The sequence below is a fragment of the Psychrobacter sp. ER1 genome, from assembly GCF_048631835.1.
GTDB lineage: Bacteria > Pseudomonadota > Gammaproteobacteria > Pseudomonadales > Moraxellaceae > Psychrobacter.
Map to the genome: position 1 here is coordinate 1,269,366 of NZ_CP184640.1, position 20,281 is coordinate 1,289,646.

The window sequence follows — 20,281 nt, forward strand, 5'->3', positions numbered from 1 at the left end:
GTATTGGTACAAAATCTGTATTAACAAACAGAGTCGCTAGATTTTGGTACTGATAAGCCAAATAGAGGACGTAAATACAGTGCCAAGAACGTACCTGCCATTGCCAGTATGCCCCAGATATAACCATGTAAGCTAAAAGAAGCGATACCACCGAAGTAAGCGCCGATATTACAACCGAACGCGAGACGTGCACCGTACCCCATCATCAATCCGCCAATGACTGACGCTGCAAAGTTACCTGCAGTAATCTTAGTAAACTTGAACAAGCCACCCGCAGCAGAGGCGATAAACGCGCCAATGATAATGCCGATATTTAATACAGTGGTCGAATCTGCAAATATAGAAGCCTCAAGCACTGCTGCATTAGCGCCTTGCCAATAGCTCCAGCTAGCCACATCCATGCCAAAGCCACTTGCAATTTTAGAGCCCCATAATGTGAATGCTGACGTAATGCCCCACGGTTGACCACGTGTAAGTAATGTCAGACCGTTAAGTAAAGCTAAGACGATTGCGGCAGCAAATAGTGGCCAAGAACCACGGAAGATTCGTTTCCAGCCAGACTCAGAAGGTACAGGCGCCATCTTTGGTGCGTTTCTTTTTTCTCAACGACTAACGTCACCCATGCGATAATGCCGAATATTGCCAGCGACACCAGCCACGCCCCTGTATAGCCAAGACCTGTAGAGGTTGCCAAAGAGAAAGGCGCATAAGCGGGCATTTCTTCTGTCCAGAATGGCAAGTGATAAGCACCAATCGTGGCGCCCACTATGAAGAAGATAAAGGTGATGAACATAACAGAGCGTCCACCGCCTACTGCATAGAGCGTACCAGAGGCACAGCCGCCACCAAGTTGCATGCCGATACCAAATACAAATGCGCCTACAACTAGACTGACCCCTAATGGCGCGACATAACCTGCGACAGGACCGCCAAATAGCGTCGTGCCATAAGCAAGGATTGGCGCAAACAGCGTGACAGCAACCGCCAACATTAGCATGTGTGAGCGCATCGCTTGACCGTTGCCCACTGCCATCATACGTCTAAAAGCAGAGGTAAAGCCAAAGCGAGCATGAAAAAGGGTATAGCCTAACAAAAGACCTATGCCAAGTAGCAATGATTGAGAGATATGTTGAGTGACCAGTAGGTACGCAAGCACCATCAATCCTACGATGCCACCACCCATAATCAAGGATTTTTGTGGTGCATTTAAGGCCAAATCATCTCTGATGATAGGATTTTTTGTGTCATTTACAGGTTGAACGAGAGTAGTCAAGGTAATAGCTTCCTTATCCGATGATGTTATCAGATATCATTTTTATAAGAATTTATATGAGTATAGTTGCGCAGGTTTGCAGAATTGGAAACTGTATTTCTGTTAATTCGATTGATTTGGTTAAGCAGTAAGAAGCGTTACATCATAATCCTATTGTCATTAATGTAAATACGAAGTAGTTAGAAAAAGTAGAATTATTATATGATGATATGGAATAAATAAACTGCTGTGTATATGACCTGGTATCAATAGTTGTCTATAGTGCTGATATTTACAGGATTATCAGTTATCACAGAATGGTTTTTACTATTTCAACAGTTAATGCGACTTACCCATTTATACAAAATATATTAAAAGTATATGTGCTCTGATTAGTCAGACTTTAAGAAATAACTTAAAAACAAAAATACGTCTGATACAATGGACTTGAATTCAATGAAGGTCGTCGCATATATACTGGTATGTATACGCTGACGTATAGAGACTATGTAATTAAAGACAGTGCAGTTAAAGACTATGCGATTGCTCTATCATTATTGATGTTTTTACCAGTTAAATTGACTCAAAGAAGCGTTGCTTGATTCTGTTATATCGCCTGAAAGCTTAAGAGCTTGAGCTATCGATAAGCATTTATCGTGAAAGTGAAGTCACTAGCTATCGACTGTGGCTAAGTATCCAATATTTTGTAAGTTTTATATTCAATCAATTATTTATTATTAGAGTACGTATGAATACACCTGCTAAATCGTCTGACACCTCTACATCTACTGATAACGCGCCTAATGTCTCAATCGCTGTTATCTTCCATAGTAATTATGGTCATACCAAGCGTGTCGCTGAGGCGATAGTACAAGGTGCGCATCAGCAATTGCCAGAAGCGCAAGCCAAGGCTGTCGATGTGTATGATGTTGATTGGGATTATTTAGATCAGGCAGATTTGCTGGTTTTCGGTAGTGCAGTGTATATGGGTAGCGTGACAGCTGAATTTAAGACCTTTATGGATGAGACATCCAAGCGTTGGTATCATCGTAAATGGGAAGGCAAGTGGGCAGCAGCGTTTGCCAATTCGGGCGGCCTGAGCGGTGATAAACTTGCTGTATTGCAGCAGATTTCTCTATATGCAATGCAACATGGTATGAATTGGATTGGTCTGCCATTGATGCCGACAGGTCATGAGGCTCACGACTTAAACCGTCTGTCTAGCTTTTTGGGTCTAATGACTCAGTCGCTTGATGGGCCACCTGAAGAGACACCAGGTTCAGGGGATATTGATACTGCTATTTGGTTTGGTGATCATCTAGCCAAAACGATTATTAAGCATCAACCAGCTGATGCTAAGCTATAAAAACAGCTAGAACCGACAGAGCGATCGAATAAAAAAGCAGACATTATTGATGTCTGCTTTTTTGTGCTAATTTTTATTGAGCGGTAAGTGCGATTAAGCGCTAGGCTTTTTATGAAGCAACAAGTTTAGTGGGAGCAGGCTTCACGGGGATAGGACTGTCAACGAATTGAAACGACTGACAACCTCCTAACAGCATCGTTGCTACTAGCAAATAGGTAAAAGCGAATGACTTCATAGTAATATCTCAAAAACGATTTTAGCCCAACGATATGTCACGATTGCTTATCATTAGAAGTCACAACAGTAAAGAGTCAGGCTTATTTGTAGACATTATATATAAAAATCAGCTGCTGATAGCAGTTTAAAGGCGATATATGTATTCGGTACTGTTCTTACGCAGGCTATCTCGCTGTTTGTAATATGGCTTATCTAACGCTTCGTTTGATTTGTCATGTATAAAATTAGAAATATTTATAAAAACAGTGTCTGATTTTGAGTGGCTGAGTAACGAATAAAATCTACAAAACGTATAGGTATTTACTTAGATTTAAATTATTCACCAATTATTTGCCAACTGTTCGATAGTATCTATAGGCATTTTAACGGGTTGTGTTATAAATAAGAATAGTGATAATATGTTGAAAGCTGACCAAATAGTCAAGTATCCTATAGTACGAGTTTTCTAACAAATTTGTTCGATGAATGCTCATATTTGCAACCAGCTTACTTGATATAAAAAAGTGCGTTGTGCTGATTTTTTTATCTCTTAAGAATGTGTTAGCAAGATACAAACCAAGTGCTTACGTTCAGCATTTGAGCCATCAAATTCTTTAAGCCTTATGCTTATCTTCATTATTTTATTTTAGCCGAGTCTTGCTATGATTAGTTTTTACTTAAATGGGAAACGCCACGAGCTAACCCAGCTTAACCCTAATACGACGGTGCTTGAGTATCTACGATTGCATGAAGGCCAAACGGATACGAAGGAAGGCTGCGGCAGTGGTGACTGCGGTGCCTGTACTGTGATGGTTCAGCGCCTGCCTAACGCTAGCCAGCCAGCGCTTAATGATGAAAATGCCGACGAAAAAATGCTACGCCACCGTTCTATACGATTAACTCCTGTATTACGCTAGTGTCGCTCATGAATGGTTATCATCTGATGACGGCTTCTTATTTAGCAGATAATCCTGAGCATCATCCAGAACGTGCTCTGCTGCATCCAGCGCAGCAAGCGATGGTTGAATGTCACGGATCACAGTGCGGTTTTTGTACGCCTGGGTTTGTAATGTCGCTGGCTTGTGTTTACGAAAACAATCGTATGCAGACAAGTCCAGAAGCAGCAAGTCAGAACGATGCAAAGCAGCTGAGCTATGATGAAGTGGTTGCATCAATATCTGGCAACCTATGCCGCTGTACAGGTTATCGTCCAATTATCGAGGCGGGCCTACTGATGAGCGATATCGGTCAGCAGAGAGAAGCAGAGCAGTCGGCGGTGAAAGACTTGACTATCAGTCTAGCCACAGACGCGATGGGTAGTACAAAGGAATCAGCAGTATCTGCAAATGCGCCAGCTGAAGCCGAGTCGGACAATGTAGAGTCAACAGCTATTGCCCCTGCACTCAATGATGCTGGGCGACGGTTATATATACCCAAGTCACTAGACGAGCTTAATCAAATATTAGCAGACAATCCAAAAGCAACGATTTGGGCAGGCGGTACGGATTTGGGATTGAGTGTAACCCAGCATTTGGTTGATCATGAGGTCATTATCCAGCTTTCAGGTGTTGAGGCATTAAAGTCATGGTCATTATTTGACGCCAAGTCTGACTCAAGCAATGAAGAGTCGGATAACGAGCAAGCTTCTAACCAAACACTAGTACTGGGTGCTGGCATGAGCTATCAGCAAATGTTGCCTGTGCTTGAACAGTACTTTCCAAGTTTCGCGCAAGTGTTTGAGCGTATTGCTTCTCCGCAAATCCGTAATATGGGCACCATCGGCGGCAATATAGCCAACGCATCGCCGATTGGTGACTTGCCACCGATTTTATTGGCATTAGATGCGTCAATTCATCTGCGTCATTGCGCGCCTAATCGTAAAGAATCAGGTGAAAATTTAGATAATAGCGATTCGATTTATACGGATGAAATCATACCGTTATCAGAATTTTTCTTAGATTATAAAAAGACCAAACTGCAAGCAGGCAGTTACGTAGTCGCTATCCATATTCCTCTGATGCATGACAATCAGCACTTATTTATTCATAAAATTAGCAAACGCTACGAAGATGATATTTCAGCGTGTCTATTGGCTGCGCGAATCGATGTATCAGCAGATGGCATGATGATAGAGAATGCAAAGCTTGGGCTTGGTGGCATGGCTGCCATACCGTTATTAGCCACAACCTGTCAGCAAGCGCTCGTGGGACAATCTGCTAAAGTTGCGAGTTTTGAGCAAGCAGCACAAGTCTTGTCTGCAGACGTTACGCCTATGACCGATGTCAGAGCCAGCCGTGAATATCGCTCACATGTGGTACAGCGTCTACTGGTGAAGTGCGGTAAGCAATTGGTAGCAGGTAGACAGACCAAGACCGCTTAACTAGCAGAGTTGTAAATTGCTAATACCGCCTAATCGTTATATTTGCCAAGAATAAAAGAGCATTAATCAAAGCGTCCTAATAAAAGAGATCCGCCATGAGCCATCATTCGTCCTTATTTGACAGTTATAGTATCCGCCGCGTGCGTCCGCCAAAAAACAAAATTGGCACCTCGGCTAAGCATGATAGTGCGATCAGCCATGTCATGGGGACGGCGACTTATGTGGATGATATTGCAAAACCGCAAGGCACGCTACATCTGGCAGTAGGTAAAAGCAGCCACGCTCACGCACGTGTATTGAGTATGGATTTGAGCGCTGTCAGAGATGCGGATGGGGTGGTAGATGTTTTAAGTTTTAAAGACTTACCAGCCAAAACAGATATCGGTGCGGTGTTTGATGGTGAGCCACTGATGGTGAATGATATCACAGAGTATGTGGGTCAGACGCTATTCGTGGTGGTGGCGACCAGCCATCGCGCTGCCAAAAAGCCGCCACTAAAGCAGTGGTAGAATATGAGCCATTGCCAGCGGTACTTAGTATTGATAAGGCACTAGAGCAAGAGTTCTTTGTACGTCCGAGTCACTTCATGAAGCGTGGTGACGCGGCGACTACGCTTGAGAACGCACCGATTCGCATTGAAGGTCATATTCATATGCGCGGGCAAGAGCACTTTTATCTCGAAGGCCAAGTATCTTATGTGGTGCCTTGCGATGATGGCGGGTTAGAGGTGTACACGTCGTCACAGCATCCAAGCGAAGTACAGCAGCTCGTCGCCGAAGTGACAGACTTGCCATTTCATGCGGTCAACACAGTCGTGCGCCGTATGGGTGGGGGCTTTGGGGGTAAAGAGACGCAAGCCGCTGCATGGGCATGTCTGTGCGGTATTGTTGCCAAGCGCCACAATGTGCCTGTTAGTATGCGTCTAGATCGTCAAGATGATATGGTGGTGACGGGTAAGCGTCATGAGTTTGCCAACCGTTACGAAGTTGGTTTAGACGAGTCTGGTCGTATATTGGGCGTCGATATGCAATTGGCTGGCTTATGTGGCTATGCACCAGATTTGTCTGATGCCATCGTTGATAGAGCGATGTTCCATTGTGATAATGCCTACTATTACCCAGCAGCTCATGTGGCAGGGCATCGCTGCAAAACGCATACCGTATCCAATACTGCCTATCGAGGATTTGGTGGTCCGCAAGGCCTGATGACCGCTGAATATATGATGGATCATATTGCCTATACCTTGGGGCAAGATCCGCTACAAGTGCGCTTGGCAAACTTATATCAAGATGGTCAAAGCACCCATTACGGTCAGACCATTGAGCATTTCGATTTGGCCACCATCATGACCAAGTTGGCAGATGATTGCGATTATGACAACCGCCGTCAACAAATTATAGAAGCCAATCAAAAAGCTGCCGCTGAAGGCAGTGATAAACGTTTGGGTCTTGCGTTGACGCCCGTAAAATTCGGTATTTCATTTACGGTGCAAACGCTCAATCAGGCAGGTGCATTGGTACATATTTACACTGATGGCAGTATCCACCTCAATCACGGCGGTACGGAGATGGGGCAAGGCCTATATATAAAAATCGCCCAGATTGTTGCCAATGAATTCGATGTTGACTTAGAGACAGTCAAAGTATCAGCGACACGTACAGACAAAGTGCCTAATACCTCACCAACCGCCGCGTCATCAGGGACAGATATTAATGGTAAGGCAGCTCAAAATGCTTGTTTAAGCATTAAAGCTCGCATACTTGAATTTGCCGCTGAGCATTTCGAAGTAGCGCAAGAAGACATACGCTTTGAAAAGAACCATGTCTATATCGGCGATAAAGAAACGCTGACCTTTGCTGAGATGATTCAACTGTCGTACCAGAACCGTATCAGTCTATCGTCTACTGGCTACTATAAAACGCCTAAGATATTTTACGATCGCTCTAAAGCGTGGGGTCGCCCGTTCTTCTACTTTGCTTTGGGTGCTGCCTGCGCTGAGGTTGAGATTGATATCTTGACGGGCGAGTATCAAGTGCTGCGCTGTGATGTGCTACATGACGCAGGGCAGTCGATCAACCCTGCCATTGATATTGGGCAGATTGAAGGTGGTTTTGTGCAAGGTATGGGTTGGCTTACAGCAGAAGAGCTAATCTGGAATGATAAAGGTAAGCTGGCATCTGACAGTCCTGCTAATTATAAAATCCCAACCGCGCATGACTTGCCTAAGCAGTGGAATGTCAAACTGTACGATCGCAAAAACGAAGAACAAACGATTTATAACTCTAAAGCCGTTGGCGAGCCGCCGTTTATGTTGGCAGCCAGTGTTTGGTGTGCCCTTAATAATGCAGTCGCGAGCCTTGGGGAGTATAAGAAGAATCCAGAACTGACTATGCCTGCGACGCCAGAAGCGGTATTAAAAGCAGTCATGCGTATGCAAGGCATGCCGTGGGATTTAACAACTAAAGCAGATACAGATACGGTTGATAGTTTAGTAAAAGGCGCAGAAGAGAACAGTGACCTTTACAACGAAAAAGCAATGCCACAAGACGTACGTCATGCCAAAGACATCGATCCAAAAGAAGTTAAAGGGAAACAAACTGATGACCAGCCTAACGCGATAGAGCATCCAAATGTAGCAGGGGCAAGAGGTCCTGCGCACAGTGAATGAGTCGTTAGCACCGCCAGTCGTTTGGTATGAAGGTCTAGCGCGATATCAGCAGCGAGGTATCGCTCACGTGTTGGCGACGGTCGTGGCTGTGAATGGATCTGCTCCTCGAGCGCTACAGGCAAAGATGATCATCACGCAAGATGGCATCGTAGATACGCTAGGCGGCGGCGGTCTAGAGCACGATGTGATTACCACTGCTCGTCAGCTATTAAATGGCGAGATATCCGCCACGGTATCCAAACAAGTCAAACCAAAAGTCGCTGAAACTGACGGTGAAAGCGCATCAGTACCTTCTAAAGGGGTACGCCGTGATGCTGTCTATACTAAGCACTACCCGCTAGGTGCGAAATTGGCACAGTGTTGCGGCGGTAGCGTCACCGTTATGTTCGAATGCTTCAATGTAACGCCGCCGATGTCAGTACTAGTGTTTGGTGCAGGGCATGTAGCATCAGCGCTAATGACCATCCTCGCTGAGCTACCTTGTCAGGTAGATTGGGTGGACAGTCGCCCAGAGATGTTTAAGCGTCACTTAGTTGATGAATCTACTACTAATCAATCCAAACGTTATAACTTACCAGCGCATATCCGTCCGCATATCGATGATGAGCCTGTAGATTTTGTGCGCCCATTTATCGAGCAGGGTGGTCAGCGTTTTATTCTGGTTATGACTCATGACCATAGTGTTGATTTTGAGTTAGTGCGGGCGGCATTAGATACTATTTCTGACACTAGCTCACCTCATGATAAAAGCTCAGATATTTCAGCACCTTACATAGGCTGCATTGCCTCGGCAACCAAAGCCAAGCGTTTTAGAGATCGTTTGATTCAGCGTGGCTACAGTGAGCAACTGGTGAATCGGTTGGTCATGCCAATTGGATTGCAAATTGGCGGCAAAGAGCCGATGGCAGTGGCAGTTTCTATCGTGGCACAGCTCCTACAACAGTATCATCAGGCTACTCTTTGAACGGCTCACTCCATATAACTTTGACACTTTTCATTAAATCATTAAAGCGCTCAGTACTATTTATCAAAACGCTCAGGACTACTAAGCCATTGTGAGATCTACGAATGCTACATATTTATCAAGCTCGACTGCTGCACTACTTGACCGAAAGCGATCGTACTGAGCGTACAACCTCTGATCATTCACAGACATTAGCTGTGGAACGAGACATTACGTTGCTACCAGTGATTGAAGGTGTACAGGTTTATCCTGAATATATCGCTGATGGTGCATTAGTGGTTGACGATGTGACAAGATGCGTGGTCGAGTACGGTCATAGTGAGACCATACTGCCAAAGTACGCCAATGCAGAGGGCAAGCCAGCAATTAAAGTGCACGACTATCGCGACAAACTTATCATGCCAGGCTTTATTGACACTCATGTGCATTATCCACAGATAGATATGATTGCTGCTTACGGTGAGCAATTACTTGACTGGCTTAACAATTATACTTTCGTCACCGAGGCCAATTTTGGCAATCCAAAAGTAGCACATGATACGGCGCAGTTCTTCTTAAACCAATTGCTAGCTAATGGTACGACGAGTGCCATGGTGTTTTCTACCAGTCACCCTGAATCAGTGAACACATTTTTTACGGAAAGCCACGAGCTCAATACTCGTATGATCACAGGCAATGTACTGATGGATCAAAATGCGCCTGATAATTTGTGTGTGCCTGCTGAGCAAGGCATTCGAGATACCCAGAACATCATTGATAATTGGCATGAGCGCGGACGTCAGCATGTGGCGATTACCCCGCGCTTTGCTATTACTTCGACACCCAAGCAACTACAAATGGCAGGTGAGCTGTATGCCAGTTACGAGAGTGTTTATCTGCAAACGCATCTAGCAGAAAACCATGATGAAATTGCGTTTGTAAAACAATTGTATCCCAATCATAAAGGCTATCTCGATGTCTATGATACGATGGGATTACTGGGTCGACGCACCACCTTGGCACATGGTATTCACCTTGAAATATCTGAGTATGAGCGTCTGCGTGCGACTGGTACGCAGATATCACACTGTCCGACGTCCAATCTGTTTCTGGGAAGTGGACTATTCGATTTGCCCAAGACGTTAAGTTATACCGGTGTCAGTATCGCCACTGACGTTGGAGCAGGGACAAGTCTGTCGATGCTGACGACTCTGTCAGAAGCGTATAAAATCCAACAACTACAAAGCAATCAACTATCCGCTCATCAAGGGCTATATCAAATTACGTTGGGTAATGCCCAGTCGCTATTATTGGACGATAAAATCGGTAACTTTATGCCAAATAAAGAAGCGGATTTTGTGATCATCGATATGGGTGCAACGGCATTGCTTGAGCGACGTATGGCGCAGACCAAAACACTGGAAGAGCAGTTGTTTGTACTAATGATGCTAGGCGATGACAGAGTAATTGATCAGACAGTCATCGCAGGCGTGAGTCGTTATCGTAAATCAACTGCTTAATAAATTAGCGAAAAATATGAATAAAGAAAAAGCCCTGTTTATGTTAAACATAAACAGGGCTTTATCAAATTGATTTGTGCTTAATGACAGCTTAGTTGCATTCGCCTTTTAACTCAATAAACACATGCCAATCCGTGATATCAATCTCATAACAGTTATTACCCTCGCCATTGATACGATCAATAACTAAGAAATCACTGTCACACCCAAGCGCGAGTAGAGGGTGATGCCAGACGTTGGCATCATACTGTACGCCCTGATGAGACATGGCATAAAATACGGCTAGATCGTTAGGAGTTTTCGGCGATGTGCCAGCTTTAGCAACGACAACGATATAATCTTGACCTTCCATAGATACAAACGCCTGTGTTCCAAGCGGATGGTATTCCATGATCGAGAGCGCAATAGGATTGTCACGTTTTTAGCTCGAAAGATACTCATACCGACTGAGCCACCATCAAGCTTGCTTTCGGCAAGTGCATGATGGCGAACCGCGTAGCCATTGTTAATTTCATAAGTATTGTCAGCGGTTTGTTCATCAATACTATAGCGCTCAATGACCGAGCCGTAAGGTGCAAAATTTGCCTTGGTCAAAGGCTTGGCTGTCAGAGTGACACTCATTATTTTGCCTCTTTACTATCAACATCAGTACCAGTATCAATATTAGCCTCAGCAATTTTGCCATATACGCGAACACGGCTAATGCCACCATCTGGGAAGATGTTGACCCGAATATGAGTAATGGGTGTATCAAGTTGAAGCTTGTCTTTGCCAAAGTGATGAACGTCGTCAGCACTGGTTTTTTGTGGTTCAAGCAAGGTATCCCAAAACATGCTTTGAGTCACTAAGGTTTGCTCTGGTGTATTTGGTGAGTAGACGGCTTGAATCGAGACTTTATCAGGATAATTGCCTTTAAAATGAGCAGTATCTATCTCGATAGAATCAACGATACCTGCTTGGCCTAGCGCAATGATACTCCAATCGTTACCTGGTTCACGGCGACGACGAGTCTCCCAGCCATCTCCCATATTAGGCGCTTTAGTCGGCAATAGTAAATTACTAGCAGCACCAAAATGCGCGTCGTTACTGGCAATAGCACGACCACCGTTTAACGCGCCAGCCAAGTCAAGCGTCTCGCCTTGTATGTTTAGGCTGGCATCAAGTTGGATATCACCATAGACACGTATTCGGGCAACGCCGCCATCTGGATAAATGTTTAAACGAATATGGGTCACCGTTGGCTCATGATCAATCTCGATAAGCTCATGATTGTGACCTTGTAACGGGGTCATACCCACTAGCGCCTGCCATTTTTTACCATCCCAGTCTTCTTTGTTTAGACCAGCAAGCTCAGCTTCATCTTGCTGCAGCAGCTCGGGCGCGTATAATGCATCGACACTGGCAGAAGATGGAAAGTTACCCGTAAAATGACTGGTATCAATATCGAGACCGGCTATTTTGGTTGGGCGGGCCAGTTGGATAACCAAGTAATCGTAACCCAAATGACGCTTACGACGTGTTTCCCAGCCGTCCATCCATTTACCATTATTATCGAATTTACCCACAACAAAAATAGGCGCATCAGGGTTTAGAATACGGCTTTTATCTGCAAAGAAATCATCGGTAGCGAATAGGGATTTTGCACCCAAGCGACTGTCGGCTACGTTTGATTTTTTGGTGAATGCTGGCAGAGTATCAGGTAGATTGTTTGCGGAGATAATTTGTCCAACTTCTGAAGTGTTTTGACTCACAATGATTCCTTTTTTAATAATGGTGTTTATTAATAACGTATGGCTTATTTATATATTAACCTATGCTCATTAGTACTCGATTAGCTAAGCAGAACTAGAACAATAGCCTAAGCTTACATCCAGTTGGCAGTATTGTCTGAGGTGGCAGGATGATTTTCGTACCAGTGCTTGGCAATGTCATCACGGCGGCATATCCATACGTCAGGCTTGCTGGTGATATATTGCAAAAACTGCTTTAGCGCTTTGATGCGTCCTGCACGCCCGATAATGCGACAATGCAAGCCAATGGTCAGCATCTTAGGGGTGTGCTCGCCTTCTTCGTATAAGGTGTCAAAGCTGTCTTTGAGATACTGATAAAATGGTTCAGCGTGGGTGAATCCTGGGCTAGAAGAAAAACGCATGTCATTGGTCTCGAGGCTATAAGGGATGACCAAGTGCGGTTTACGCGTGATCAGATTGCCGTCTTGGACCTTTACATTGAGCCAATACGGTAACTCATCACCGTACGAGTCAGAGTCATAGGTATAGCCGCCTTGCTCGGCAACCAGTTCACGAGTATTTGGACTATCGCGTCCTGTATACCAGCCGAGAGGTTGTCCGCCTAGCATACGTTTAAATATTTGGGTAGCACAGCGAATGTGTTCGCGCTCCGTCTCACGGTACATATCCTGATAAGTAATCCAGCGTAGACCATGACTGGCAATTTCATGACCATCTTCTAATACACGCTCGATGATATGCGGGGTCTTTTCAGCAGCGGCAGCACAGGTAAACGTGGTGATTGGCACGCCGTACTCTTTGAATACATCTAATACACGCCATACACCGACACGGCTACCGTATTCGAATGCAGATTCAATAGACTGGTGACGGTTGTTAAATTCTGGTGTGCCTAAGATATCAGACAAGAAACGCTCTGATTGCCCATCGCCATGGATGACGCTATTTTCTGCACCTTCTTCGATGTTTAATACAAATTGTACGGCGATTTTTGCGCCACCTGGCCAGTTCGCTTTTGGTGGGTTGCCAGCATAGCCTTTTAGGTCGCGGGGATACGTACTGATATCAAAGTCACTGGTAATTTTTTTGCTCATTATCTATATTCCTATATCGCTAGAGCCTTAGATATTTATTTAAATATTGCTCATAAAGGACAGTTATTTTTTATCAAAAATTAAAGTGATGATGCATAGGCCACGAGCTGCTGGCGCTCCGCATCCGTCAGCTGAGTAATATTACCAAGCGGCATATAGCCAGTCTGTACCGCAGTGACGATTTTCGCTTTATGAATTTTTAAGTCTTCTGGTGTTTGCAAAATGATTCCTGCTGGCGGCGCGGCAAAGCCTTGCTGTGTCGGTTGTACCGCATGACAGGTGCTACAGCGCGTATGCACGACATCCATCATGGCGTCATCTGCTGACGCGCTCACTGGTACGGCTTCAGCAATAGCGGCATCATTGTTAACGCTATTAGTAGCATTACTATTAGAATTGGTATTAGCGTTAGCAACAGCATCAGTGCTTGAGTTAGTAGTCGCGCTTGTAGCTGGCGGCGTGCTATCAGTTGTCGTAGGCGCTACTGAAGTAGTAGCAGGCATTGCTGGCGCTGGCTCAATCGGCTCAGGTCGCATCCAGATAATTAATAATACAGTTAATACGGCTGGAATGACCAAGTAGCGCGGTTTTTTATGACCCAAATGCTTTTGGTTAAAGTAATGACGGGCAGTCGCGGTGATGATACCGACGAAGACCAATACCAACCAACCTTTCTCATGAGCATACATCATTGGGTAATGGTTGCTGATCATGGTAAAAATCAGCGGTAGGGTAAAGTAGTTATTCATCAGTGAGCGATTTTTGGCTTGTAATGCCAATTCAGCCACTTCTTTACCTGGTTTTTCGCCGCGACGCACACAGTCAACGAGCGCACGCTGAGCCGGCATGATACCGAAGAATACGTTACCTACCATCACCGTGCCCAAGATGGCACCGATATGAATAAACGAAGCGCGATCACTAAACAGCTGATAAGAGCCCCAGCTCGCGATGACCAGCAAGATAAAAATCAAGGTACTAAAGATAAACGCGTTTTTACCCAAATGACTGCGTACGATCACTTCATAAATGAAGTAACTGCCAAATAAGAAAAGCAAGCTGGTGGCAATGGCACCGATACTGGTAAAAGGCACTTTGCTTGGGTCAATTAGGTAGGCAGTTGCATTGGCATAATAGACGATAGACATCATCGCCGCACCCGTCAGCCAAGTGGTATAAGCTTCCCATTTAAACCAATGTAGCGTCTTTGGCATCTCTTCTGGTTCGAGTTTGTATTTGGCAATTTCATAAAACCCGCCGCCATGGACAGCCCAAAGATCACCTGAAATGCCTTTGTCTGTTTTCCACTGTGGCGGTTTGCGTAGGCTTAGATCTAGCCACACAAAATAAAACGATGCACCAATCCATGCTACCCCAGCGATAACATGAAACCAGCGGAAAAATAAACTCAACCATTCGAGAAGATAGGCGCCCATGTAATAAATGTCCTTTAATATGACAGTGTCTTAATAAAATGTCTTGGTAATTTCTTTTGATAGTATTTCTTGCAAGCTAAAAACAAAGCAGAGAGCTAAACAGCACCAAAGCTACGATCCGCGATAAGTGCTATAACCGTGCGCACTAAGCAGAAGCGGCACGTGATAATGACTGGCATCGTTTACTACAAAGTCGATAACCACTTGCGGGTAAAATGCTGTTAGCTGCTGAGCATCAAAATAAGACTGAGTATCGAACGTTACGGTATAGCGTCCGGTATTTAGCTGATGCTCTGTGCTATCGATGGCTGTATCAAATTGCCAAGCATCTGGTATGACACGGCCATCACTATTGGTTGTGCCATGTGCCAATAATGTGGCGACACCATTGTCTTGTACGCGGTGTAAGGTAACGGCGACATCAGCCGCAGGTTTGCCAAGATGAGTGTCTAGGATATGTGATGATAGGGTGGCAGACATAATGCTTCCTTTAAATTTGTGAGAAATATAAATCGGGTAAAAATGCTAGTCTAACTTTGCGACTACTATTTGCTTGTCGAAGCATTACCTAGCAATTTAGTTAAACGTAGACGCGTAATTTTATTTTGTTCAGCGGCTGCATTTGCCAGTTCAGTAGCGCGATCATTAGGCAAGCGCGCTAATAGCAGATCTAGCATTTGCTGCGCGCTTTTACCGGTCGCAAAGACAATAAAAATAAAACCAAATTTATCAAGATAGTCGCGATTGCCTTTGGCAAGTGCTTCGAGGACTTCATCTGCTGCATCATTAGCGCCTGATTGTTCGTGTGCAGCGCTACTTTGTGTGTTGCGATATTTTTCTTTTAGAGATGCCACGTTACCGATTTGCGGATGCCCATCAAACGCTTCTAATAGGCTAGCCTCATCGTTTTGTACTTTGTCCCAGATAGCGTCGCTACTTGCTAACAGTACATCAAAGTCTGCAAAAGGGCGGGCGACTGCAAGCTTATAGGCCCAGCTTTTACTGGTGCAGCAAGTCAATAGCTGAGCGATGGCGACTTCTTGTGATAGGTCGTTGAATTGCGCTAAGGTTAAGCTCACGATGACATCCTTTTCTAATAGGGTAGCCCGTTATCTGTATTGGGCGATAAATGTTTGATAGAGGTTTATACCTTATGATTATTTGCATAAACTTATAGGTACAAGCAGTAATTTTGATAAGTAGCGGTTGCTTCAGCTTCATAGATGATTTGATTAAGCTAGCAGCTATTAATTGGCTTGAAAACAAAAGCCAGTAATCTATGTGTTCGTAGTCAGATCTTTAGCGCTTATATACGCTTTGCATAATTTCAAGTTATAGTGAACTGACAATATGAAACAGATTTGCTAAGGAAACACTGATATTTTAGCCGTCCAAAACGTATGGCAAGAAGTGATTAATGACGGCGTAATTGATTTACAGTTCCCATTTTGCTAAAACCTGACTAATTGGTCAACTGTTTTATGCGAAATATTTTTATTTAACAGGTTATGCTGATCAAATCTATGTATTTATACAAGAATACACAGCAAAATATAGCGACTATTTTGTCGAACCTGTCTCTTAAAGTGAGATACCACTGCTATGACTCAAAATAATCAAAAGGAAGAAACCTCAGTGACTGATACGCCCTCGCACCGTAGCCAACAAGCCATTCGCGCACAGAACCAAGCGCTTATCTTAGCGGCAGCTGAAGAAGAGTTTGTGCTCCAAAGCTATCGCGGCGCTACGATGCAGGGTATTGCCGATAGAGCAGGCTTGCCTAAAGCCAATGTTCACTACTACTTTAAAAACAAAAAGAATCTCTACATGGCAGTGCTACGCTCGATCATTCAAGAATGGAATGAAGGCTTGGTAACCATGACAGTAGATAGCGACCCAAAAACAGTCATCGAAAAATTCGTCCGTACCAAGCTACATCAGGCATTTGTCAATCCAAGTCGCCATAAATTATTTGCGATTGAAGTCATCGGTGGTGCACCGCATTTGCATGAATTTATGTCCACTACGATGAAGGAGTGGGTACACGATAAAGCGCAGGTAATGAAAGAGTGGCACAAGCAAGGAAAAATTGGGATTACTGATCCTCTACAACTACTGATTTTGATTTGGGCGACTACCCAACGTTATGCTGAATTCGAGATTGAAATCGTTGGATTGATGGATAAGACGGCGTATGACGCAGCAGATGAAGCGCGTGCGGCAGACTTTCTGGTGCCTTTTATTTTAAAAGGCTGTGGCCTTGAATGATGACAAGGTGGCTGTTTGATAAGTGAGGTGCATAAACTGTTGCTATTTGCCTGTTTACGCACCTCGTTTACGGCGAAACACTTCGATATGTTCAGCCCTAGCTTACACTTAGCCTTATGCTACTTCTTGCGTTGGTTCCAAGTTGTCTTTTGCATGCTGTGCTTTGGTATCAAACTCGATGCCATAGTTTTTGGGTAAAATCATATCAAGGGTGATAGCCACAATCCCTGCCATCGTTACCGCTGAGCCAAAGATATTCTGAAAGAACTGCGGCGTTTGTGACAGTACGTCAGGGACAAAGGCGATACCCGTTGCCAGACCCAGTGAGGTGGCAATGATTAAGACATTACGATGCGTAAATTGCACGGTAGATAAGATACGAATACCAGCAGTCGCTACCGTCGCAAACATCAGTAGCGTGACGCCGCCAACGACAGGCTTCGGTAACTGCGTAAAAATAGCACCAAGGACAGGGAATAGTCCCATCAGGCATAGAATGCCGCCAACATAGAAACCCACGTAGCGACTGGCAATACCCGTCATTTGGATCACACCGTTGTTTTGGCTAAAGGTTGTCACAGGGAAGGTATTGAATACCGCCGCAATCAGAGAGTTAACACCATCTCCTAGTACGCCGCCTTTGATGCGTTTCTCATAGAGAGGGCCTTTGATCGGTTCACCTGATATCATCGAGGTAGCTGTCAAATCGCCTGAGGTCTCGATACTGGTAATGATATACATAAAGGCAATAGGAATAAAAGCTTGCCAATCAAAACCAAAGCCATATTTAAAAGGGATCGGCACCGTAAAAAAGCCGCTTCAGAAACCAATGAGAAATCGATATGTCCCATAAATACGGCCGCGATAAGGCCAAGCATCAAACCGATAAAGATGGCGCTTGAGCGAATGACTTTATTATTGATGATGCTAATCAGTACGACACTTGCCAGCACACCACCGCCCAAAAGTAAGTTCGGAATGCTACCAAAATCCTTCAGCACCAAACCCGCCTGCTAAGTCAGTCAGACCTACCTTGGTTAATGACAAACCAATCGTGACAATCACGCAGCCTGTAACAATAGGGCTCATAAAAGATTTGAGTTTGGTAATAAATTGACTCAAAAATATCTCAACAAATGCACCGAGAAATGAAACACCAAAAATAACTGATAGAATCTCTTCTGGGCCACCGCCGCGGTTTTTTACCACAAACCCTGCTGTCAGTACCGCTGCCAGAAATCCAAAGCTGGTGCCTTGTAACGCCATGAGACCAGAGCCGATGGGACCGATTTTTCGAGTTTGAATAAAAGTCGCTACCCCAGATACGATCAACGACATGCTAAGAAGATAGGGGATATGCTCTCCTAAACCTAATGTGCCACCTATAATAAGAGAGGGTGTGATGATATCTACAAACGCTGCAAGTACGTGCTGTATAGCACCTAAAAATGCTTTGATGGGGGTAGGACGGTCATGCAGTCTATACAGTAAATCGGTATTCGCTGGAACGTTTTCACTCATGGTGGTTTCCTCCTAAACTAACTGCTTAGTACCCGCTTGACTGTAGATATCAGACAATGTGGTAAATCACGAGATCAAAGTTTTAACCCAATCTTTGACTTGTTTTTTATCGATGTAAACAATAGGGGTACGCATCCGTCTGTAAGATAAACAATGAAAATGACTAATATATGTTGGCTAATATTTGAACAACCTGACCAATTAGTCAGGTCTATTTAGGGTGTAGGTAAAATACAAGTTATTGCAATGTTTTTTTGGTACTAGTGCGTTTACAGGTTTGTTACGAAAGAGGGAGGGTTAGGTAACATTGGAAGGTAGATCAAAGACGAGGGGTGCTGACTATTGAAAGTAAATAAATACTAAGATCTATCGCCAGCTCTATTGCTGTTTTTTAATCAAAAAAGCTCCAACCATAACGAATATGATTGGGGCATTTCAATTTTGCTTACTTGATATTTATTCTACTATAACCAAAATTGCTACTTTGGGCTTGATGACCATACGGGTGAGCGGATAACGCCTTGCCCTGATTTACCAAACGCTTCGCCACCATTGAGAGATTTGATGGTCAGCACCCCTTTGCCGCCTTGGGTCGAGGCGTAGACCACGCGTTTACCGTTTGGTGAGAAGCTTGGAGCTTCGTCGATACCTGTATTGCCAAGATTGGTAGTGATAGCACCATTGCTATTCATAATAGCCGCTGAGCGTCCACTCAAAAAGGCAATTTGTGTACCGTCACTGCTAAACTGTGGACTGGTCGCATAACCTCCATTTGAAACTTTAATGGTTTGTCCCGTGGCAAACTCGTAGCGATAGACTTGCGGCTTGTTAAAGCCAGTTTTATCACTGACAAAAACGAAAGATTTGCCGTCTGGTGCATAGCTTGGTTGTACTTCACTGCTTGGTAAATTGGTAAGCCTTCTAGGTGTACCGCCGCTGGCACTCATCTCATAGATATCAGCGCTACCTTCAAAACTACTAGAGAATAATATCTTGCTACCATCAGGAGAGAACGAGGGGCTTAGGTTACTACCTGAAAAAGGCGTCAGAGCAGTTGCACCGCCGCCACTGACGTTTTGCACGTAGATAACAGGATATGATTTCTCACGTTGTACCGAGTAGGCGATACGGTTGCCATCAGGTGACCATGCTGGTGAGAAGATAGAGCCTGCCACTTCAGTAATGGTTCTAGCGTTTTCGCCATCAGCATCCATTACTTTGAGACGAGAGATCTTTTGTTTGCCAGTTCCTGTTTCTTCAATATAAGCAATGCGTCCTGAGAAATCCCCTGGAATACCAGTAATCAGCTCGTACACTTTGTCTGCGATGACATGACCGGCATAACGCATACTTTCCCTATTATTGTCGGCGGTTAGGCTTTGCTTGCCTTCTATCACACGACCAGATTTGACATCGATGACTTCATAATCGGTGATTATTTTGCCACGATTGGTACGCGTACTGCCGACAACCAGATACGGTATGCCCATGCTTTGCCAAACGGGTAATGTACCTGTCAGCTCTTTACTGCTGTGCGGCTGCTGTGGTAGATCTTGATTGGTTACTTTTAGCTCGGTTTTACTCAAGTCATTTAATACAATCGGTGATAAGACAGAGTCACCCGCAAACGATACAAACGCAACTTGGTTTTGCTGAACAGGAATCTCATAGTCCAATTCTAGTACAACAGGTGCAGCGAGCACGCTTTGCGATATTAGCAATGCTGAGGTACTGGCGAATAATGAGACTAGTAGTTTTTTGTGGGTACGCATGAGTAAAGGGAGCTCCTAAAATTAGTATGATATTCATTTTTTATTTAATGAGACAAGCATCTAGATGAGGCAGCAACCTATGCGAGACAAGCCG

At 44.4% G+C, this 20,281-nt stretch carries 17 protein-coding genes and 2 pseudogenes; 8 read left to right on the forward strand and 11 right to left on the reverse strand.

The annotated features are described in order from the left end of the window. Positions 1 to 20: 20 nt before the first annotated feature. Positions 21 to 581 (reverse strand): YeeE/YedE thiosulfate transporter family protein, encoded by a 561-nt coding sequence (locus tag ACOBWA_RS05790; RefSeq protein ID WP_420230464.1) that lies wholly within the window; start codon positions 579 to 581, stop codon positions 21 to 23. Beyond that, positions 500 to 1,273: a YeeE/YedE thiosulfate transporter family protein gene (locus ACOBWA_RS05795; RefSeq protein WP_420230465.1), complete on the reverse strand. Its 774-nt coding sequence runs from the start codon at positions 1,271 to 1,273 to the stop codon at positions 500 to 502. Before ACOBWA_RS05795 ends, ACOBWA_RS05790 begins: the two co-directional genes overlap by 82 nt. Positions 1,274 to 2,000: 727 nt before the next feature. Between ACOBWA_RS05795 and ACOBWA_RS05800 the strand changes: the two genes are divergently transcribed. From ACOBWA_RS05800 to guaD, 7 genes are all read left to right on the forward strand, one after another. Then, on the forward strand, positions 2,001 to 2,618 hold the full coding sequence (locus ACOBWA_RS05800; protein ID WP_420230466.1) for a flavodoxin family protein: 618 nt from the start codon (positions 2,001 to 2,003) through the stop codon (positions 2,616 to 2,618). A gap of 878 nt (positions 2,619 to 3,496) precedes the next feature. Then, positions 3,497 to 3,751: a 2Fe-2S iron-sulfur cluster-binding protein gene (locus ACOBWA_RS05805; protein ID WP_420230467.1), complete on the forward strand. Its 255-nt coding sequence runs from the start codon at positions 3,497 to 3,499 to the stop codon at positions 3,749 to 3,751. Between the two features lie 26 nt (positions 3,752 to 3,777). Further along, positions 3,778 to 5,214, forward strand: a complete 1,437-nt coding sequence (locus ACOBWA_RS05810; RefSeq protein WP_420230468.1) for an FAD binding domain-containing protein — start codon at positions 3,778 to 3,780, stop codon at positions 5,212 to 5,214. A gap of 95 nt (positions 5,215 to 5,309) precedes the next feature. Continuing rightward, positions 5,310 to 5,723: a hypothetical protein gene (locus tag ACOBWA_RS05815; protein ID WP_420230469.1), complete on the forward strand. Its 414-nt coding sequence runs from the start codon at positions 5,310 to 5,312 to the stop codon at positions 5,721 to 5,723. Then, positions 5,717 to 7,882, forward strand: a complete 2,166-nt coding sequence (xdhB, locus tag ACOBWA_RS05820) for a xanthine dehydrogenase molybdopterin binding subunit (RefSeq protein ID WP_420230470.1) — start codon at positions 5,717 to 5,719, stop codon at positions 7,880 to 7,882. Before ACOBWA_RS05815 ends, xdhB begins: the two co-directional genes overlap by 7 nt. Next, positions 7,875 to 8,846: an XdhC family protein gene (locus tag ACOBWA_RS05825; RefSeq protein WP_420230471.1), complete on the forward strand. Its 972-nt coding sequence runs from the start codon at positions 7,875 to 7,877 to the stop codon at positions 8,844 to 8,846. The genes xdhB and ACOBWA_RS05825 overlap by 8 nt, the downstream gene beginning before the upstream one ends. Positions 8,847 to 8,950: 104 nt before the next feature. Continuing rightward, positions 8,951 to 10,345, forward strand: a complete 1,395-nt coding sequence (gene guaD, locus ACOBWA_RS05830; RefSeq protein ID WP_420230472.1) for a guanine deaminase — start codon at positions 8,951 to 8,953, stop codon at positions 10,343 to 10,345. Between the two features lie 91 nt (positions 10,346 to 10,436). On the opposite strand, the pseudogene ACOBWA_RS05835 reads toward guaD, so the two are convergent. The 6 genes and pseudogenes from ACOBWA_RS05835 to uraD all read right to left on the reverse strand — a co-directional run bounded on the left by ACOBWA_RS05835 (position 10,437) and on the right by uraD (position 15,705). After that, positions 10,437 to 10,966 (reverse strand): annotated as a pseudogene (locus tag ACOBWA_RS05835) (ureidoglycolate lyase). Beyond that, complete coding sequence (gene alc / locus ACOBWA_RS05840; protein ID WP_420230729.1) at positions 10,966 to 12,066, reverse strand: allantoicase; 1,101 nt, start codon at positions 12,064 to 12,066, stop codon at positions 10,966 to 10,968. Before alc ends, ACOBWA_RS05835 begins: the two are co-directional and overlap by 1 nt. A 143-nt stretch (positions 12,067 to 12,209) precedes the next feature. Beyond that, complete coding sequence (gene puuE / locus ACOBWA_RS05845) at positions 12,210 to 13,190, reverse strand: allantoinase PuuE (protein WP_420230473.1); 981 nt, start codon at positions 13,188 to 13,190, stop codon at positions 12,210 to 12,212. A gap of 80 nt (positions 13,191 to 13,270) precedes the next feature. Further along, on the reverse strand, positions 13,271 to 14,626 hold the full coding sequence (locus tag ACOBWA_RS05850; RefSeq protein ID WP_420230474.1) for a urate hydroxylase PuuD: 1,356 nt from the start codon (positions 14,624 to 14,626) through the stop codon (positions 13,271 to 13,273). A gap of 111 nt (positions 14,627 to 14,737) precedes the next feature. Then, entirely contained in the window at positions 14,738 to 15,106 is a 369-nt protein-coding gene (gene uraH, locus ACOBWA_RS05855) for a hydroxyisourate hydrolase (protein WP_420230475.1), read from the reverse strand. A gap of 65 nt (positions 15,107 to 15,171) precedes the next feature. Continuing rightward, entirely contained in the window at positions 15,172 to 15,705 is a 534-nt protein-coding gene (uraD, locus tag ACOBWA_RS05860) for a 2-oxo-4-hydroxy-4-carboxy-5-ureidoimidazoline decarboxylase (protein WP_420230476.1), read from the reverse strand. Positions 15,706 to 16,228: 523 nt separating this feature from the next. Between uraD and ACOBWA_RS05865 the strand changes: the two genes are divergently transcribed. Continuing rightward, on the forward strand, positions 16,229 to 16,894 hold the full coding sequence (locus ACOBWA_RS05865) for a TetR family transcriptional regulator C-terminal domain-containing protein (RefSeq protein ID WP_057759606.1): 666 nt from the start codon (positions 16,229 to 16,231) through the stop codon (positions 16,892 to 16,894). Between the two features lie 114 nt (positions 16,895 to 17,008). Here the strand turns inward: ACOBWA_RS05865 and ACOBWA_RS05870 are convergent. The 3 genes and pseudogenes from ACOBWA_RS05870 to ACOBWA_RS05880 all read right to left on the reverse strand — a co-directional run bounded on the left by ACOBWA_RS05870 (position 17,009) and on the right by ACOBWA_RS05880 (position 20,187). Next, positions 17,009 to 17,895: pseudogene (locus ACOBWA_RS05870) on the reverse strand (solute carrier family 23 protein). Further along, a complete protein-coding gene (locus ACOBWA_RS05875) occupies positions 17,876 to 18,415 on the reverse strand; it encodes a solute carrier family 23 protein (RefSeq protein WP_420230477.1) in 540 nt (179 codons plus the stop codon). Before ACOBWA_RS05875 ends, ACOBWA_RS05870 begins: the two are co-directional and overlap by 20 nt. Positions 18,416 to 18,894: 479 nt before the next feature. Then, a complete protein-coding gene (locus ACOBWA_RS05880; protein WP_420230478.1) occupies positions 18,895 to 20,187 on the reverse strand; it encodes a translocation protein TolB in 1,293 nt (430 codons plus the stop codon). Positions 20,188 to 20,281 lie beyond the last annotated feature (94 nt).

Excerpts from the sequence above, each read along its gene's own strand:
- ACOBWA_RS05805 (WP_420230467.1), top strand. The coding sequence starts at position 3,497 with ATGATTAGTTTTTACTTAAATGGGAAACGCCACGAGCTAACCCAGCTT.
- ACOBWA_RS05850 (WP_420230474.1), bottom strand. The coding sequence starts at position 14,626 with ATGGGCGCCTATCTTCTCGAATGGTTGAGTTTATTTTTCCGCTGGTTT.
- uraH (WP_420230475.1), bottom strand. The coding sequence starts at position 15,106 with ATGTCTGCCACCCTATCATCACATATCCTAGACACTCATCTTGGCAAA.
- ACOBWA_RS05880 (WP_420230478.1), bottom strand. The coding sequence starts at position 20,187 with ATGCGTACCCACAAAAAACTACTAGTCTCATTATTCGCCAGTACCTCA.
- puuE (WP_420230473.1), bottom strand. The coding sequence starts at position 13,190 with ATGAGCAAAAAAATTACCAGTGACTTTGATATCAGTACGTATCCCCGC.
- ACOBWA_RS05810 (WP_420230468.1), top strand. The coding sequence starts at position 3,778 with ATGACGGCTTCTTATTTAGCAGATAATCCTGAGCATCATCCAGAACGT.
- ACOBWA_RS05815 (WP_420230469.1), top strand. The coding sequence starts at position 5,310 with ATGAGCCATCATTCGTCCTTATTTGACAGTTATAGTATCCGCCGCGTG.
- ACOBWA_RS05875 (WP_420230477.1), bottom strand. The coding sequence starts at position 18,415 with ATGAGTGAAAACGTTCCAGCGAATACCGATTTACTGTATAGACTGCAT.
- ACOBWA_RS05790 (WP_420230464.1), bottom strand. The coding sequence starts at position 581 with ATGGCGCCTGTACCTTCTGAGTCTGGCTGGAAACGAATCTTCCGTGGT.
- guaD (WP_420230472.1), top strand. The coding sequence starts at position 8,951 with ATGCTACATATTTATCAAGCTCGACTGCTGCACTACTTGACCGAAAGC.
- ACOBWA_RS05865 (WP_057759606.1), top strand. The coding sequence starts at position 16,229 with ATGACTCAAAATAATCAAAAGGAAGAAACCTCAGTGACTGATACGCCC.
- ACOBWA_RS05800 (WP_420230466.1), top strand. The coding sequence starts at position 2,001 with ATGAATACACCTGCTAAATCGTCTGACACCTCTACATCTACTGATAAC.